General features: G+C 35.9%; 18 protein-coding genes. 16 read left to right on the top strand and 2 right to left on the bottom strand.

Going from position 1 to position 16,093, the window contains the following annotated elements; translation table 11 throughout:
• Positions 1–90 precede the first annotated feature (90 nt).
• Positions 91–723 carry a YdcF family protein gene (locus ACLBXA_RS07410; RefSeq protein ID WP_000662217.1) on the top strand — a complete coding sequence of 211 codons (633 nt, stop codon included), beginning with the start codon at positions 91–93 and terminating at the stop codon, positions 721–723.
• Between the two features lie 301 nt (positions 724–1,024).
• Positions 1,025–2,173, top strand: coding sequence for an acyl-CoA dehydrogenase family protein (locus ACLBXA_RS07405; protein ID WP_081143305.1), 1,149 nt, complete (start codon positions 1,025–1,027; stop codon positions 2,171–2,173).
• A gap of 215 nt (positions 2,174–2,388) precedes the next feature.
• Here ACLBXA_RS07405 and ACLBXA_RS07400 read toward each other — a convergent pair whose 3' ends face one another.
• Positions 2,389–2,859 (bottom strand): DinB family protein, encoded by a 471-nt coding sequence (locus ACLBXA_RS07400; protein ID WP_000991277.1) that lies wholly within the window; start codon positions 2,857–2,859, stop codon positions 2,389–2,391.
• 69 nt (positions 2,860–2,928) lie between these two features.
• Here ACLBXA_RS07400 and ACLBXA_RS07395 point away from each other — a divergent pair, with 69 nt between their 5' ends.
• From ACLBXA_RS07395 to lepB (ACLBXA_RS07335), 13 genes are all read left to right on the top strand, one after another.
• Complete coding sequence (locus ACLBXA_RS07395; protein ID WP_001103797.1) at positions 2,929–3,636, top strand: ArsR/SmtB family transcription factor; 708 nt, start codon at positions 2,929–2,931, stop codon at positions 3,634–3,636.
• A gap of 197 nt (positions 3,637–3,833) precedes the next feature.
• A complete protein-coding gene (locus ACLBXA_RS07390) occupies positions 3,834–4,511 on the top strand; it encodes a copper homeostasis protein CutC (protein ID WP_000895107.1) in 678 nt (225 codons plus the stop codon).
• 23 nt (positions 4,512–4,534) lie between these two features.
• Complete coding sequence (gene lepB, locus ACLBXA_RS07385; protein WP_447617154.1) at positions 4,535–5,086, top strand: signal peptidase I; 552 nt, start codon at positions 4,535–4,537, stop codon at positions 5,084–5,086.
• Positions 5,087–5,241: 155 nt separating this feature from the next.
• Complete coding sequence (locus tag ACLBXA_RS07380) at positions 5,242–5,994, top strand: IclR family transcriptional regulator (RefSeq protein ID WP_000026365.1); 753 nt, start codon at positions 5,242–5,244, stop codon at positions 5,992–5,994.
• 14 nt (positions 5,995–6,008) lie between these two features.
• Positions 6,009–6,722: a 5-oxoprolinase subunit PxpB gene (pxpB, locus tag ACLBXA_RS07375; RefSeq protein ID WP_000672262.1), complete on the top strand. Its 714-nt coding sequence runs from the start codon at positions 6,009–6,011 to the stop codon at positions 6,720–6,722.
• Complete coding sequence (locus tag ACLBXA_RS07370) at positions 6,713–7,702, top strand: 5-oxoprolinase subunit C family protein (RefSeq protein WP_000382228.1); 990 nt, start codon at positions 6,713–6,715, stop codon at positions 7,700–7,702. Before pxpB ends, ACLBXA_RS07370 begins: the two co-directional genes overlap by 10 nt.
• Before the next feature lie 18 nt (positions 7,703–7,720).
• A complete protein-coding gene (gene pxpA, locus ACLBXA_RS07365) occupies positions 7,721–8,482 on the top strand; it encodes a 5-oxoprolinase subunit PxpA (RefSeq protein ID WP_000207324.1) in 762 nt (253 codons plus the stop codon).
• A gap of 21 nt (positions 8,483–8,503) precedes the next feature.
• Positions 8,504–9,199, top strand: coding sequence for a DUF969 domain-containing protein (locus ACLBXA_RS07360; protein WP_000593392.1), 696 nt, complete (start codon positions 8,504–8,506; stop codon positions 9,197–9,199).
• Position 9,200: 1 nt separating this feature from the next.
• Positions 9,201–10,163: a DUF979 domain-containing protein gene (locus tag ACLBXA_RS07355; RefSeq protein ID WP_001021658.1), complete on the top strand. Its 963-nt coding sequence runs from the start codon at positions 9,201–9,203 to the stop codon at positions 10,161–10,163.
• A 15-nt stretch (positions 10,164–10,178) separates the two neighbouring features.
• Entirely contained in the window at positions 10,179–10,826 is a 648-nt protein-coding gene (pcp, locus tag ACLBXA_RS07350; RefSeq protein WP_000859748.1) for a pyroglutamyl-peptidase I, read from the top strand.
• A 66-nt stretch (positions 10,827–10,892) separates the two neighbouring features.
• Positions 10,893–11,630 carry an NAD-dependent protein deacylase gene (locus ACLBXA_RS07345; protein WP_079997208.1) on the top strand — a complete coding sequence of 246 codons (738 nt, stop codon included), beginning with the start codon at positions 10,893–10,895 and terminating at the stop codon, positions 11,628–11,630.
• Positions 11,631–11,953: 323 nt separating this feature from the next.
• The gene (locus ACLBXA_RS07340; RefSeq protein ID WP_001249189.1) at positions 11,954–14,107 is read left to right on the top strand and encodes a peptidoglycan D,D-transpeptidase FtsI family protein; all 2,154 of its coding nucleotides are present in this window, start codon (positions 11,954–11,956) and stop codon (positions 14,105–14,107) included.
• An 81-nt stretch (positions 14,108–14,188) separates the two neighbouring features.
• On the top strand, positions 14,189–14,710 hold the full coding sequence (gene lepB, locus ACLBXA_RS07335) for a signal peptidase I (protein WP_000711484.1): 522 nt from the start codon (positions 14,189–14,191) through the stop codon (positions 14,708–14,710).
• A gap of 34 nt (positions 14,711–14,744) precedes the next feature.
• On the opposite strand, the gene ACLBXA_RS07330 is transcribed toward lepB (ACLBXA_RS07335), so the two are convergent.
• Complete coding sequence (locus ACLBXA_RS07330; RefSeq protein ID WP_265736909.1) at positions 14,745–15,368, bottom strand: cephalosporin hydroxylase family protein; 624 nt, start codon at positions 15,366–15,368, stop codon at positions 14,745–14,747.
• 158 nt (positions 15,369–15,526) lie between these two features.
• Between ACLBXA_RS07330 and ACLBXA_RS07325 the strand changes: the two genes are divergently transcribed.
• Complete coding sequence (locus tag ACLBXA_RS07325; RefSeq protein WP_000280180.1) at positions 15,527–16,051, top strand: NUDIX hydrolase; 525 nt, start codon at positions 15,527–15,529, stop codon at positions 16,049–16,051.
• The last annotated feature ends 42 nt before the right edge of the window (positions 16,052–16,093 follow it).

Genomic DNA, 16,093 nt, shown 5'->3' with positions numbered 1-16,093 from the left:
AAAGTTCCTTCTTTTAAATAAACTCAAACAAAACGATTTGATATAAATGTTTTTTATAGAAGTATGGATGATGTACGGAGGCAATTACAAATGAAAGAAAATAAGAAGAGTAAGAAAAGACGAATCTTTCAAGTATTTTTACTAATGATTTGTTCTGCTATTTTATATGTAAGTTATGCAGCTTATGATATTTGGAGTTATCGTTTTAAAGCAAATGATGACGTGAAAACGGATGCTGGTATCGTACTAGGCGCAGCTTCATGGAACGGAAAACCATCTCCTGTATTTAAAGAAAGAATTAATCATGCGATTTCTTTATATAGGAACGGAAATATTAAAAAGATTATTTTTACAGGTGGTACAAAGTTCGAGGCAGAACTTGAGGAAGCACGTACTGCAAGAGTATATGCAATGAAACAAGGTGTAAAAGAGGAAGATATTTTAATTGAAACAAAATCCCTTTTCACTGAAGAAAATTTAAAGAATGCGAAGCAAGTTGGAATAGAGAACGGAATACACACATACACGATTGTAAGTGATCCACTTCATATGAAACGCGCAATGAGAATCGCAAAACATATTAATATTGAAGCATATGCTTCACCAACGCCGACATCAGCATATAAAACGTTAGATACAGAAATACCATTCTTCTTTAAAGAATTATTCTCGTATATTGGATATGTAACCTCTTTGCCGTTAAAAGCATTGAAGGGGGACTAATATAAGAAAAGGATCTATCCTTAAATAGGAACTTTTCTTATTAGTCAAAAACATTGTATTTTTATCGGAATAGTGAAACAATAGAGAGGTAGCTTCATATAATCATAATGACAAAATGAACGGTTTATGAATCGAGCATAAAGTGAAACTTTAATCAGTGGGTGGGTTTCTCACTGATTATTAGTTGAACCAATCGGGCGTTTACGGGCAGTTGATCTCCCGCCTAACTTCCTTTGCTTCACCTGAATTTTTAGGTGGGAGTTTTACTGCCCGCAAATAGCGGGATAAAGGAGATTATAGTATGGCACTCTCATTTGTTGAAACAGAAGAACAGTCTTTAATTATTGAGAAAATAAATAAATTGATTCCGAAGTTCATGGAAAGGGAGCATCAGCTAAGTGAATTAGGATCATTTCCGTATGAAAATATAAATGATTTGAAAGATATCGGATATACGAAATTAACGTTACCGAAGGAATTTGGTGGTAGTGCCATTTCTTTATATGACTTCGTTTTATTTCAAGAGAAAATCGCGGAAGGCTGTGGAGCTACTGCATTATCGATTGGCTGGCATCTTGGCATTGTGAAGGAGCTAGCGGAAAATCGCTCTTGGAATGATGAGATGTTCAAATGGTTTTGCGAAGAAGTACGTAATGGTGCGCTCTTTAACAGGGCAGCAACAGAACCGAAAACAGGGAGTCCGACGCGTGGCGGCAAACCAGAAACAATTGCGGTTCAACAAGGCGAGAAGTGGGTTATAAATGGAAGAAAAACTTTTACAACGATGGCGCCAGTACTTGATTATTTTATTATTTCAGCAAGTATGGAAGGCCAAGAAGAAGTTGGTGAGTTTGTTATTCCAAGAAATACACTCGGTGTGTCTATTGAAGAAACGTGGGATAGCGTTGCAATGCGAGGGACTGCTAGCCACGACCTTCTCTTACAAAATGTAGAGATAGACAACCGCTTTTTTACGGATGTAAAAGGCGGGAAAGTGAAACAAAAGGGTATTGGCTGGTTGCTACATATACCAGCATGTTATTTAGGAATTGCACAATCAGCAAGAAATTATGCAGTTCAGTTTGCGGGATCATACAGACCAAATAGTTTAAACCATTCTATTAGTTTATTACCGAATGTTAGAAGATTAGTTGGAAAATTAGAACTCGAGCTTATGCAAGCTCGCGTCTTTTTATATCAAATTGCGAAAAAATACGATGAGGCAGAAGATAAACTGTCACTGCAAGCAGAATTAGCGGCAGTGAAATACGCCGTAACAAATGCGGCGATATCCATAGTGGATAAATCAATGCGCATCGTAGGAGCAAAAAGCTTATCAGAAAAAAATCCGCTCCATCGTTACTATTTAAACGTCAGAGCAGGATTACACAATCCACCGATGGATGATGCAACATTGTCTATGCTGGCGGATGCGGCGTTTCGGTCGTAGTTTTTAAAGCTTATATTTTATTGTTTATGGATAAAATAGTTGTTTTGAAAGCACGGGTTTGATTAGTGATCAAATCCGTGCTTTTTATGTGTATGAAGTACTTGGTTGAGATGTAGGTTTTTAATATAAATGATTATCATGGTTTTGTGATTGTTTCTTGTTGAAAAATTCTTGTTGTAATGCCAGTTTGAAGGCTGTATAAACATTTTTCGTATTTAATCCCAAATTAATGGTCTTTCTAAGTTTATCATTCGTAAATATTGTAAAAATTGACCTGCATGGACCGCATCATGATAGGCAATTCGTAATAGCATGTCTCCTAAATATCTTTGATAGCCAACATCGCTTCGATCGATAAGGGTTGAATCTAGCTCTGCTATGTTTATGGATTGAACATACTCTATGAAGTCAGTAAAGTATGATTGTGCCAATTCAATTTCCTTTTTTACACAAGTAATTGGCTCTTCATCATACGGGAAATGTATATCATTTATTGAGCCGTTGTTTTTTAAAATCATATGATAGTAAAAAGTTGAGCTCCATACGTGACGAATCATCTCACCAAAAGAAATAGCCTCATTATCAGGCCTCCAATTAAGAAAATTATCGGGAAGAGAATTCCATAATTTTTCTGAGCGCCTTCTCGTCTCTTTCAAATTTAATATACTAAGATCAATTGCATTCATAATAAATTCTTCTTTACTATTAAACTTAAAATAATTGTATCAATTTAACAGTTAGGGTATCATCGAAATATGAATGTATATCCGAATATCTCATATATAGCTAAACTAATTGCTGAACCTACAAGAGCAATCATCTTAGATTGTCTAATGAATAATCAGGCACTACCTGCTAGCGAATTGGCTTATATGGCAAAAGTGTCACATCCAACAATTAGTTCTCATCTTTCTAAATTAGTAGAGGGGAATCTACTTACAGTTGAACAACATGGTAGACATCGTTACTATCGACTTGCTAATCAAGAAGTTGCAGAAGTGCTTGAAAAGTTAGAGACAATCGCACCAACAGTTCAAGTTCGCTCTTTAAAACAATCAGGTCAACTAAAACAAATTCGTTATGCTCGAACTTGTTATGATCATCTTGCAGGCAAACTCGGTGTAGAGATAACTGAAAAATTACTAGATAGGAAATTTATAATTTTAGGGGATGGAGAATACATTGTAACAGAACAAGGTAAACAATGGTTTCTGAATTTTGGAATAAATGTTGATGAGGCAGATACAAAAAGGAGGGTATTTGCAAAACCTTGCCTTGATTGGAGTGAACGGCGTTACCATATTTCTGGTTGGCTAGGGTCTGCAATTGCAAAACTGCTTTTTGAACAAGGATGGATTACGAAAACGGATAAGAACCGAGCTGTCCATCTTACAAAGAAAGGTGTAAAGTTATTGGAAGATCAATTAGGCATTGATATGAAAACTGAGGAAAGAAAAGCTTGAAATTAGAAAAGTCCGTCAAAATGACGGGCTTTTTCATTATGGTAGGAGTGTACATGAATAATAGGATGTTACCAATAATCGTTGCCAATAAAAAATCTTTCTTTTCATTCTTCTTTTTTAAGTTTTAAAGGAGAAAGCTAGGCTTCTTATTTTTACTAATGTTATAATAAGAAAAAAGCACGAAAAGAGGTCATCTCATGCTAGAGGTTATTGCAACATGTTTAGAAGATGTAAAAAGAATTGAAAGTGCTGGCGGGAAGCGGATTGAATTAATTTCATCTTATACAGAAGGTGGTTTAACACCAAGTTATGCTTTTATAAAAAAAGCGGTAGAAGCGGTGAGTATACCAATTCATGTTATGATTCGTCCGCATGCGAAGTCTTTTACATATACGGAAGAAGAAATTGAAATGATGAAAGAAGATATTATAGTTGCGCAGAAGTTAGGAGCAGCTGGTGTAGTATTAGGCGTATTAAACGAACAAAATGAAGTAGATGAAGAGAAATTAGCGGATTTACTATCTGTTGTAGATGGAATGAATGTAACGTACCACCGTGCGATAGATGATATAGAAAATCCAGTAGAAGCGATGAGAACTTTAAAGAAGTTTCATAAAGTAACTCACGTTTTAACTTCAGGTGGACAAGGAGATATAGTAGACAATATTCCGGTGCTTACAGAAATGCAAAAAGTAAGTGATGGTCAAATTCAGCTTGTAGCTGGAGCTGGCGTGACGAAAGAAAATATAAAGCGATTGCTAGATGAAACTGGAATTTCGCAAGCACATGTCGGTACAGCGGTAAGAGAAGCAAAATCATGTTTTTCTGAAATAGATCCTAATGTAGTACAAGAACTAGTTGAAATAATAAAATAAGTGCTTAAGAAAGAGGAGAAACGATGAAGGAAAATACGAAGAAAGAATTATTCTCTTGGGCTAAAACGATAGGGTTTACCCTTGTATTAATTGCTATTATTCGCGGCGTTTTATTTACACCTTCTTTAGTGCAAGGTGAATCAATGATGCCCACTTTAGAAAATAATGAACGAGTTCTCGTAAATAAGATTGGTTATAGTATAAGTGGATTAGAACGCTTTGATATTATCGTCTTCCACGGCAAAGAAGGATACGATTTAGTAAAACGAGTAATTGGTTTACCAGGTGATACAGTTGAGTATAAAAATGATGTTTTATATGTAAACGAAAAAGCGATGGAAGAACCATATTTAAAAGAGTTTAAAGAAAAAGCAACTGACCGTGTATTAACTCCAGACTTTACGTTAGAACAAATTACAGGGAAAACGAAAGTGCCAGAAGGCCAAGTATTTGTTTTAGGGGATAATCGTGAAGTTTCTAAGGATGGTCGCATGTTTGGCTTTATTTCAGAAGATGAGATTGTCGGAAAAGGACAAGCTGTTTTCTGGCCGTTGAAACAAGTAAGAGCGTTATAAAGTGTAGTGAAGTATGGGAGAGATATTCTTCCGTACTTTTTTATTTGTTTAAAATCTATTGAATGAATTGAAAGAATATTTTATAATTTTAAATTATATGTTTGTTTCGAAAAATGGAATTTAAGTTCCGAAATTCAGAACGAAAGGAAGAGAGAATGAGTATAAATAAAACGGCAGTTAAGACAATGGATATTTTAGAGTTGTTTTATGAGCATGAAGAGCTAAGTTTAACTGAGATGGTTCAGCTTACAAATATGCCGAAAACATCTGTTTATCGTTTAATTGGCTCGTTAGAAGAGATGGAGTTTTTACAAAAAAACGAAAAGGGGAAATATCGTTTAGGGGTCGTATTTTTACGGTTCGGTCAACTTGTTTCACAACGATTATCAGTAAGAAATATAGCAATTCCTTATATGAAAGAACTTAGAGATAGTTTAGGACAGGCAGTTAATTTAATAATTCAAGATGGTAACGACGCAATTTATGTTGAAAAGATGGAAGGTGTTCAGCCAGTACGCGTGTATACGGCGGTTGGAAGAAGAGCACCGCTTTATGCTGGTGCATGTCCGAGAATTTTACTATCGTATTTTTCTGAGGAAGAGAAACGGAGATACATAGAGGAAGTGGATTTAAAACAGTTTGCAGATGGAACAATTGTGGATAAGGAACAATTGCTAGAAGTGTTGCAAATGGCAAAAAAGGAAGGCTACACAATTAGTTATTCTGAGTTAGAAAATCATACAGCCGCAATAGCAGCGCCCATTTTCGCAAGTGATGGAACGGTTGTAGCAGGCATTAGTATTTCGGGATTAGCAATTGAGTACAGCGAAAGTAACATTTCATATTTTATCGCTAAGGTGAAAGAAACAGCACATCGCATTTCGAAAGAACTCGGCTTTTTGGCATAGAAAGAGGGAGTAGGATGAAATTTTCTGCGTTAGGGGATCAAGCAATTATTGTTACATTTGGTGAAGAAATTAAGATGGATATATATGAGAAAGTACAGCGGTTATTTCAAGCACTGCAGCAACATCCGTTTGCAGGAATGATTGAGTGCGTTCCGTCGTTTACTTCATTAGCTGTTTACTACAATGTATACGAAGTATGGAAGAGAAATGAGAGAAATGAAAGGCCATATGATTACGTTCACCAGTATATAAAGGAGCTGTGTGATTCTTATAAAGAAGAAGTAAAACAGGATGTGAAACATATTTCTATACCAGTGTGCTACGGGGGAGAATATGGACCTGATTTAGAAGAGGTTGCGCATTATAAAGGTTTACAAGTAGAAGATGTGATTCGAATACATAGTGAAACTACATATTTTGTATATATGCTAGGTTTTACACCAGGGTTCCCGTATTTAGGAGGACTATCAAAAGAATTAGAAACACCTAGAAAAGAAACGCCACGGTTACAAATCTCTCCTGGTTCAGTAGGTATTGGCGGAAATCAAACAGGTATTTATCCGCTTGAAACACCAGGAGGATGGAATATTATCGGCCGAACTCCTATTTCATTATTTAATCCAGAAGAAGAAATACCAACATATATTCAAAGTGGTATGTATTTACGATTTATCCCAATAACGAAGGAAGAGTACGTATCATTTGAGGGGGCTAAAGAATGGATGTAGAAGTTTTGCATGCAGGAATGTTTACAACAGTCCAAGATTTAGGGCGATCTCATTATCAACAATACGGTGTACCCGTTGGCGGGGCGATGGATCAAAGTGCACTTCGAATGATCAATATGTTAGTTGGCAATGAAGAGAATGAAGCGGGACTCGAAATGACGATTATGGGACCTAAATTGTTAATAAAGAAAACGACTTTACTTGCGATTGGCGGAGCAGATATGGAACCGTTATTGAATGGAGAACGTATCCCGTTATGGCGTCCCATTTTAGCGGAAGAAGGTAGTATGCTTTGTTTTGGAAAAGTGAAAAGTGGTTGCAGAGCGTATGTGACTTTTGCGGGTGGCATCCATATTGATCGTACTATGGGAAGTAAAAGTACGTACATACGTGCTGCGATTGGCGGTATAGAAGGAAGAATGCTCAACAAGGGTGACTACTTCCAAATTGGTGCACAACCAGAAATGGCGAATCGTTTCATTCAAGACTTACAAAAAGATGGGAGAATAAAAACGAAATGGGCAATTAACAACAGCGTACTATCAAAGTATAAGAAACATCCTAAGCTTCGTGTCATAACTGACTTTGAATATGATCAATTTACAGAAGAAAGTAGAAAGGCATTTTTTACGAAAGAGTATAAAGTATCTAATTATGCTGACCGCATGGGCTATAGGATTGAGGGAGAAGTTTTAAATAGGATTGAAGAAAAAGAGGTTTTATCGAGTCCTGTTACATTTGGAACCATTCAAGTTCCAAATGGTGGACAGCCAATTATATTAATGGCAGATAGGCAAACGACAGGTGGCTATCCGAGAATGGGAAATATCATTTCTGTAGATTTACCTCTTCTTGCCCAGCTAAAGCCGGGGGACTATGTTTCTTTTGAGGAAATTACGCTTGAAGAAGCGGAACAATTGTACATAGAACAAGAAGTAAATATAAATCTATTAAAGAAATTTATCGCTTTACGAAGCTGAAATTAGGAGGGATACATTGTGACTACAATCGATTTAAACTGTGATTTAGGAGAAAGTTTTGGAGCTTATAAAATGGGGAATGATGATGAAATTCTTCCGTTCGTTTCCTCTATAAACGTTGCTTGCGGTTTTCATGCGGGTGATCCGTCTGTTATGCGGCAAACTGTTGAAAAAGCTTTGGAGCATAACGTAGCGATAGGGGCGCATCCTGGATTTCCTGATTTAATTGGATTCGGTAGAAGAAACATGAATGTTTCAGCAAGTGAAGTATACGATTATGTTTTATATCAAATCGGCGCATTAGACGCATTTGTAAAAGCGGCAGGCGGGAAAATGCAGCATGTAAAGCCGCATGGTGCCTTATATAATATGGCGGCAACGGATTCGAAAATTGCAGATGCAATCGCTAAGGCAATTTATCATATGAATCCGAGTCTATCGCTTTACGGATTAGCAAATAGCGAGGCGTTTATACAGGCTGCAGAAAAATACAATGTAACTCTCGTACAAGAAGCGTTTGCGGATCGTACATATAAGCAAGATGGAACGTTAACGAGCCGTACAGAAGAAAATGCACTTATAAAAAATGAAGACGAAGCGATAAAGCAAGTGCTTCAAATGGTGAAAGAAGGCTATGTAAATTCGGTCAATGGAGAGGAAGTAGCAGTTCAGGCGCAGACGATTTGTTTACACGGTGATGGAGAAAAAGCAGTACAATTTGCGGGAAAAATATACAGAATATTCGAACGTAATGGTATTTCTATTTGTGCACCGAAATAAAAAATAGGGGGAAGTGCTGGGATGATTAAATTAATCGGAATACTACTTGTTGCAGTGGGCTTTTTATTTAGATTAAATACACTTTTAGTAGTTATGGTTGCAGGTATTGTTACGGGGATGGTTTCAGGATTAAGTTTTTATGATGTGATCAGCATGTTCGGTAAATTTTTCATAGAAAATAGATATATGTCTATGCCAATTATATTAACTTTACCGGTAATCGGAATTTTAGAGCGTTACGGTTTAAAAGAAAGAGCAGAAGCACTTATAACGAAATCAAAAGGAGCAACAACTGGAAGAGTATTAATGTCATATTTTACGATAAGAGAATCGTCAGCAGCACTAGGGCTTAATATTGGTGGGCATGCACAAACGGTAAGACCGCTCGTTGCACCGATGGCAGAAGGGGCCGCGCAAGGTAAATACGGTAAACTTCCTGAAAAATTAAGAGAAAAGATTAAAGCAAACGCAGCTGCTGCGGAAAATACAGCTTGGTTTTTCGGAGAAGATATTTTCATCGCAACTGGTGCTATTTTATTAATGAAAGGGTTCTTCGATTCAGTAGGTATGCATGTGGGTGTATGGGATATGGCACTTTGGGGCATTCCAACTGCAATATCTGCACTTATTGTAAGCTGGATTAGATTTAGAAGGTTTGATAAATATATAGAGAAAACAATGAAGGCAGAAGGAAAAGAAGAGAAGGAGGCAATCTAATATGAACATCATCACAATGGATACAATCTATTATGTATTAGGGATAATCGTTGCTTTTATCGCTGTTCGTATCGCATTCGATCGTGAACATCCCAACAGATTCGGTTCTAGTTTATTTTGGGCATTGTTTGCAGTTACATTTTTATTCGGAAATGTAATTCCTTCGTTTTACGTTGGCTGTATCGTGCTCGCTATGGTCGTTTTAGCCTCGCTAAATAAAGTAACAAAATCAGAGGAAAAAGAAGTTCCAGTACAAGAGCGTGTAAAACATGCTGAGAAATTAAAAAATAAAATTTTTATGCCTGCACTATTAATTCCTATTTTTACAATTATCGGTACGTTGACCTTAGGGAAAATTAAATGGGGAAATGTCTCTCTTGTTGATCCAGATAAAGTAACATTAGTTGCATTAGCGCTTGGTGCATTACTCGCATTCGTTGCGGCGATGCGTATTACAAAATCAAAAATAACAACGCCTGTACAAGAAGGAAGCAGACTATTACAAGCTGTCGGCTGGGCTGTAATTTTACCACAAATGTTAGCAGCACTTGGCGGTATATTCGCGAAGTCTGGCGTTGGACAAGTTGTTTCAGATTTAGTCGGACAAGTGTTACCGACAGAGTATCCGTTCGTTGCTGTTATGGCGTATTGTTTAGGAATGATGCTTTTCACAGTCGTAATGGGAAATGCATTCGCAGCGTTTGCCGTTATTACTGGCGGAATTGGTTTACCTTTAATTGTTCAAATGCACGGTGGGAATCCAGCAATTATGGCAGCACTCGGTATGTTTGCTGGATATTGCGGAACGCTACTTACGCCAATGGCAGCAAACTTTAATATCGTTCCGGCGATGCTTTTAGAACTAAAGGATAAAAATGCAGTTATTAAAGCACAAGTACCAATTGCTCTTTCAATCTTTATTATCAATATGTTTATTATGTACGGCCTTGTATATCGTTTCTAATTAGGAGGGAAAACTATGAAAACAGTATTATTAACAGGATTTGATCCGTTTGGCGGAGAAAGCATCAACCCAGCTTGGGAAGTAGCAAAAAGTTTGCATGAAAAAACAATTGGAGAGTACACGATTATTAGCAAACAAGTCCCAACGGTATTTCATAAATCAATAAAAGTATTAAAAGAATATATAGAAGAACTAAACCCTGAAATGATTATATGTATCGGACAAGCTGGGGGCAGACCAGATATTACGATAGAGCGTGTCGCAATTAACGTTGATGATGCAAGAATTGCTGACAATGAAGGGAATCAGCCCATAGATGTGCCAGTTGCAGAAGAAGGACCAGCTGCTTATTGGTCTACACTTCCGATGAAAGCAATCGTAAAAAGACTGCAAGAAGAAGGTATACCAGCTTTCGTTTCACAAACAGCAGGTACATTCGTTTGTAATCATTTATTCTACGGTCTCATGCATGAACTAGAGAAGCGTGATAAGAAAATAAAAGGCGGATTTATTCATATTCCGTTCTTACCAGAACAAGCGAGTAAATATCCAGGGCAACCGAGTATGTCACTTTCTACTATTCGTAAAGGGATCGAATTGGCAGTTGAGGTAACGACAACAGTTGAAGTAGATATTGTAGAGGTTGGGGGTGCGACGCATTAAATAAATCGAATCATACAACACCTCCTGTAAACAACTGGTATAATAAGTATAGGAAAATACATAGAGGTGATTTTTGTGCAACAATTTGAAGAAGTACGTTCAATTTTAGAAAAAGCGAAGAAAATTACAGTGTTAACAGGTGCAGGAGCAAGTACGGAAAGCGGTATTCCAGATTTCCGCTCAGCAAATGGATTGTATGCTGATGCGAATGTGGAGATGTATTTATCAAGGGGATATTATAATAGAAATCCGAAAGAATTTTGGAAGCATTATAAAGAAATATTTCAAATTAATACGTTTCATCAATATAAACCAAATCGTGGCCATTGCTTTTTAGCTGAATTAGAAGAACAAGGGAAAGATATTACGATTTTAACGCAAAATATTGACGGTTTACATCAATTAGGCGGTAGTAAGCATGTCATTGATTTACATGGAACACTTCAAACAGCACATTGTCCGAAGTGTAAAGCGGGATATGATTTGCAGTATATGATTGATCATGAAGTGCCTCGCTGCGAGAAGTGTAATTTCATTTTAAATCCAGATGTTGTTTTATACGGAGATACATTGCCGCAATATCAAAATGCGATAAAACGTTTATATGAAACAGATGTGCTTATTGTTATGGGAACGTCATTAAAAGTACAACCCGTCGCTTCATTCCCGGAAATCGCAAAAAGAGAAGTAGGGGCAACAACTATTTTAGTAAATGAAGAGTTAACAGAACAGGAATATAACTTTGATTATGTTTTTCAAAATAAAATTGGTGAATTTGTTGAAGGATTATCTTCAATGAAATAAGTTATCGAAAAAACTGAGGTATCCGCCTCAGTTTTTTATTTGAGTAATCACTGTTTTAAGCCATATGAAAACATTTTGATAATGTAGTAACCACATCTCTATAATTTATAAAAATCAATTTGCCCCATTTTTCTTTTAGAATAATATTCATGTTATTGTGCATTAAGGGAATGGTAATAAATAGGATAATTAATTAAAAAACTGAAAATTAAATCTTTTATTTCTTTTGTAATTAATATAAAATTCTATATATATCATATAAATAAATTTGATACATAATGATTTTGCGTAGAAATGTTAATAGAATGAAGCGAGGGAGCGAAATGAGACAGAAAAAGGAGCAGAAGAAACAATCGAAAAAGAAAAAGACTCATATTCCTTTTCGGTTAAATGTACTATTTTTTATTGTCTTTCTTTTATTTTCAGCTATTATAATTCAATTAGGTAAAGTACAAATCATTGATGGAGAAACGTATAGAAATGAAGTAAACAAAAAGGAAGATGTAACGGTAAGCACTCCCGTTCCTAGAGGGAAAATGTTTGATCGGCAAGGTCACGTTATTGTAAATAATAAACCATTGCGAACCGTTACATATACGAAAATGAGAGGAGTAGACTCGAAAGAAGTTTTACAAGTAGCAAGAGATTTAGCCAAGCTGATTGAAATGTCGCAAGAGGACATGGATAAGTTAACAGAGACAGATAAGAAAGATTTTTGGATGCAGTTAAATGAAAAGCGGGCAGCAGCGAAAGTAACGAAAGAAGATGAGAGTAAATTTAGAAAGCAAGAAATAGAAGGAAAAGAATTAGATAAAAAAGTAGAAGAACTGCGCCGGGAAAGAATTACACAAGAAGAATTAAATGAGCTTTCAAAGGAAGATATAGAAGTATTAGTAATTAAAAGCAAAATGAATGCAGGATATAAAATGACACCGCAAATCGTTAAAAAAGATGTAAGTCAAAATGAATATGCTGTCGTTAGTGAAAGATTGGCAAGTTTACCGGGGGTAGATACGACAGTAGATTGGGAACGAGAATACCCAAATGATAAAATACTGCGCTCTATACTAGGTAGCGTTTCTAATGAAAATGAAGGGTTGCCAAGAGAACAATTAGATTATTATTTAGTTCGTGATTATAATCGAAACGATCGTATTGGTAAAAGTTACATTGAAAAACAATACGAAGATGCACTACATGGAACGAAAGAACAGTCTAAAAATATTATGGATAAAGCAGGGAAAATTGTTCGAACAGAAAAAGTGACCGAAGGAAAAAGTGGAAATAACTTAATGTTAACAGTCGATATGGATTTACAGAAAAAAGTAGAGGGAAGCCTTGAAAAGAATTTACGAGCTTTTCATGCTGCAGAGCCGATGATGGATCGTGCGTTCGTAGTAATGATGAATCCGAAAAACGGTCAAATTTTATCAATGGCAGGAAAGAAAATTGTAAATAAAGATGGCGGTATGCAAATAGAAGATTATGCATTAGGAACGATGACAAGTTCTTATGAGTTAGGATCAACTGTAAAAGGTGCTACTTTATTAGCTGGATATCAAACAGAAGCGATTAAGCCATATACACATTTCTTTGATGCACCAATGTATTTTAAAGGAAGTTCTAAGCCGAAGAAATCGTGGAAAGAATTTGGGGATATTGATGATTTAAGAGCTTTACAAGTTTCATCGAACGTTTATATGTTTAATACAGCTTTAAAAATGGCAGGCATTAATTATGTCCCAAATAATCCATTAGATATTAAACAAGAAACATTTAATAAAATGCGCTACTATTTTAGACAATTTGGCCTAGGTGTGTCGACTGGTATTGATCTGCCAAATGAAGCAATCGGTCAAGTAGGTAGAACTGATAACATACCCGGATTTTTACTTGATTACGCGATTGGACAGTATGATACATACACGCCGCTTCAGCTTGCGCAATATATTTCCACAATTGCAAATGGCGGTTACCGAATGAAACCACAAATTGTACAAGAAGTTAGAGAGCAACCGAATAGACCAGAGGATGTAGGAAAAGTCGTTCGGTCGATTGAACCAGTTGTATTAAATCGAGTGGATATGGACACTTCGTACATTAATCATGTAAAAGAAGGGTTTAGAAGAGTTTTTCAAGAAGCTGACGGAACAGGTACCGGAACGTTTAAAGGTTTACCATATAAACCAGCGGGAAAAACAGGAACAGCTGAGACGGTATATGGTGGAGAAAGTGATATTGGAAGAGATGAGAATAACAACCGAAAAAAATGTTATAATTTAACTCTTGCCGGTTATGCACCATATGATGCTGATCCGGAAGTAGCTTTTTCAGTTGTTGTACCATGGGTGAATGATGATAAATCAGGAATTAATTCTGCGATTGGTAAAGAGATTTTGGATGCGTATTTTGAATTAAAAACAAATAGATCAAATACAAATTCAATTCCAGTAGAACAACCGAACAAGGCACAGTAAAAATAGTATCACTGCATGGAAACATATTGTGCAGTGATATATTTTTTGAGTTAAAAAGCGCTTTATAAGGTGGGAATGGATATGAAAAAGGAAATTAAGAGAGGCTGGGGAAAGTACATACTATTTATATTGGTGATGGTAATAGGCTACCATTCTTTTACTTTATGTAAAGTGGAAGGGGAATCGATGCAGCCGACTTTATATGAAGCAGATTACGTATTTGTAAATAAAGCAGTAGTACGTCTTTCTAATTTACAACGCGGAGAAATTGTCATTATAAAGGAAGCGGATGAATCGAAATATTATGTGAAACGTGTAATAGGGCTTCCGGGTGATGTAATTAACATAACGAACGGAAAGGTATATGTGAACGATAAAAAGCAAGAAGAACCATATACGAACAAAGATTTATTTAACAACACACAAGTGTTTTATAACTTTCAAAAGACAAAAATTCCGCCAAATAAGTTATTTGTAATGGGAGATAACCGCGAAGTAAGTAGAGATAGTCGAAATGGCTTAGGATATATTGAAGAAGATAACATAATTGGCAAGGTGGAATTCGTATATTATCCTTTTTCAAAAATGAAAATGATAGAATAAGTGGGGGAGAAGCAAAACCCCACTTATTAAAGTTTCACTTTATTTTCTTTAAAAAACCTTTTGGATTAAATGATATGAAAAATTTATGTTTAGACTCGTCGATTATGAAGTTATTATTTTTAGTTAAAAACTCATCCACAGCCTCCATCGGACCAGGACCCCAATCGGGAAGAAGCGGATTTCCATTAATGGAGGTATCTTCTACAATCATATAACTGCCAGTAGTGACGATAGATTTATATAGTAATAGTTCTTTGGATACATGCTCTTTACTATGATCAGAATCTAAAATAACTAAAACCACATCATCAGGTTTGCGCATGCTTACTATTGTTTGGACGGCCTGCACAGAAACAGAAGAGGCTGTTAAATACGTAATCCGATTATGTGATGGCCGATTTGGCTGCGGAGTTATATCGATAGTAAGTACGTGACCTTTTCCAATTAAATCTAACATAGAAGCTAAATACAGTGCACTACCACCGTGAAAAGTCCCGCATTCAATAATTAAATCGGGCTTTAATTCATAAATAATTTCTTGATACAAAAAGAGGTCAGAGGGAAGTTTACAGATTGGAACTCCGAACCAGTGTGTATCGTTTAACCACACGAGGCTGTTGTAATATTGGTTTAGAAATTCATTGCTTATATTATCGATTTTAAATTCTCCTTTCTAAAAAGGATTCTCTCGTTTGACGTAAAGTGTTTACGCATGAAAGTTGTACTATATATTATGTAGTAAGGAATTGTAAGGCGAGTGTTTTTACTTGAAAATAAGCCAAATAACTCATGTGGAAAATGAAAGGAAATGATTGTATGTACAAATACACAATTTGTTTTATTAGAAAAAGCGATAAAATACTGCTATTAAATAGAAATAAAAAGCCGAATATGGGGATGTGGAATGGTGTTGGAGGAAAAATAGAAGATAATGAAACGCCATACGAAGGAATAATTAGAGAAACGTTTGAGGAAACGGGTATAGAACTTTCAAGTGTAATGTATAAAGGGACTGTTGGTTTTAAAGGTAAAGATGAGCCCCAGGCTAGTGAAGGAATGTATGTGTTCGTTGCTGATTTGCCAGATGGAATGCAAATGAATACACCATTTCGTACGGCTGAAGGATTATTAGAATGGAAAGAAATTGATTGGATATTAGATGGTGATAATAGAGGTGTTGTTAGCAATTTACCAAAATACTTACCGACAGTATTAACAGAAGAAAATAAGTTAAAACATATATTCACGTATGATAACCGGAATATTATTCATTACACAACTGCATGTTTGACAGAAGATGATGCGAATAAGCGATATGAAAAACAACTCATTTCTCAATAGAAGAGGATAGTGAAAAATCACGTTTTTGCTCTCATTATATAT

The sequence above is a fragment of the Bacillus sp. D48C genome, from assembly GCF_053345735.1.
The sequence above is the reverse complement of the archived record's forward strand: the minus strand, read 5'-3'. Positions and strand labels throughout refer to the sequence as shown.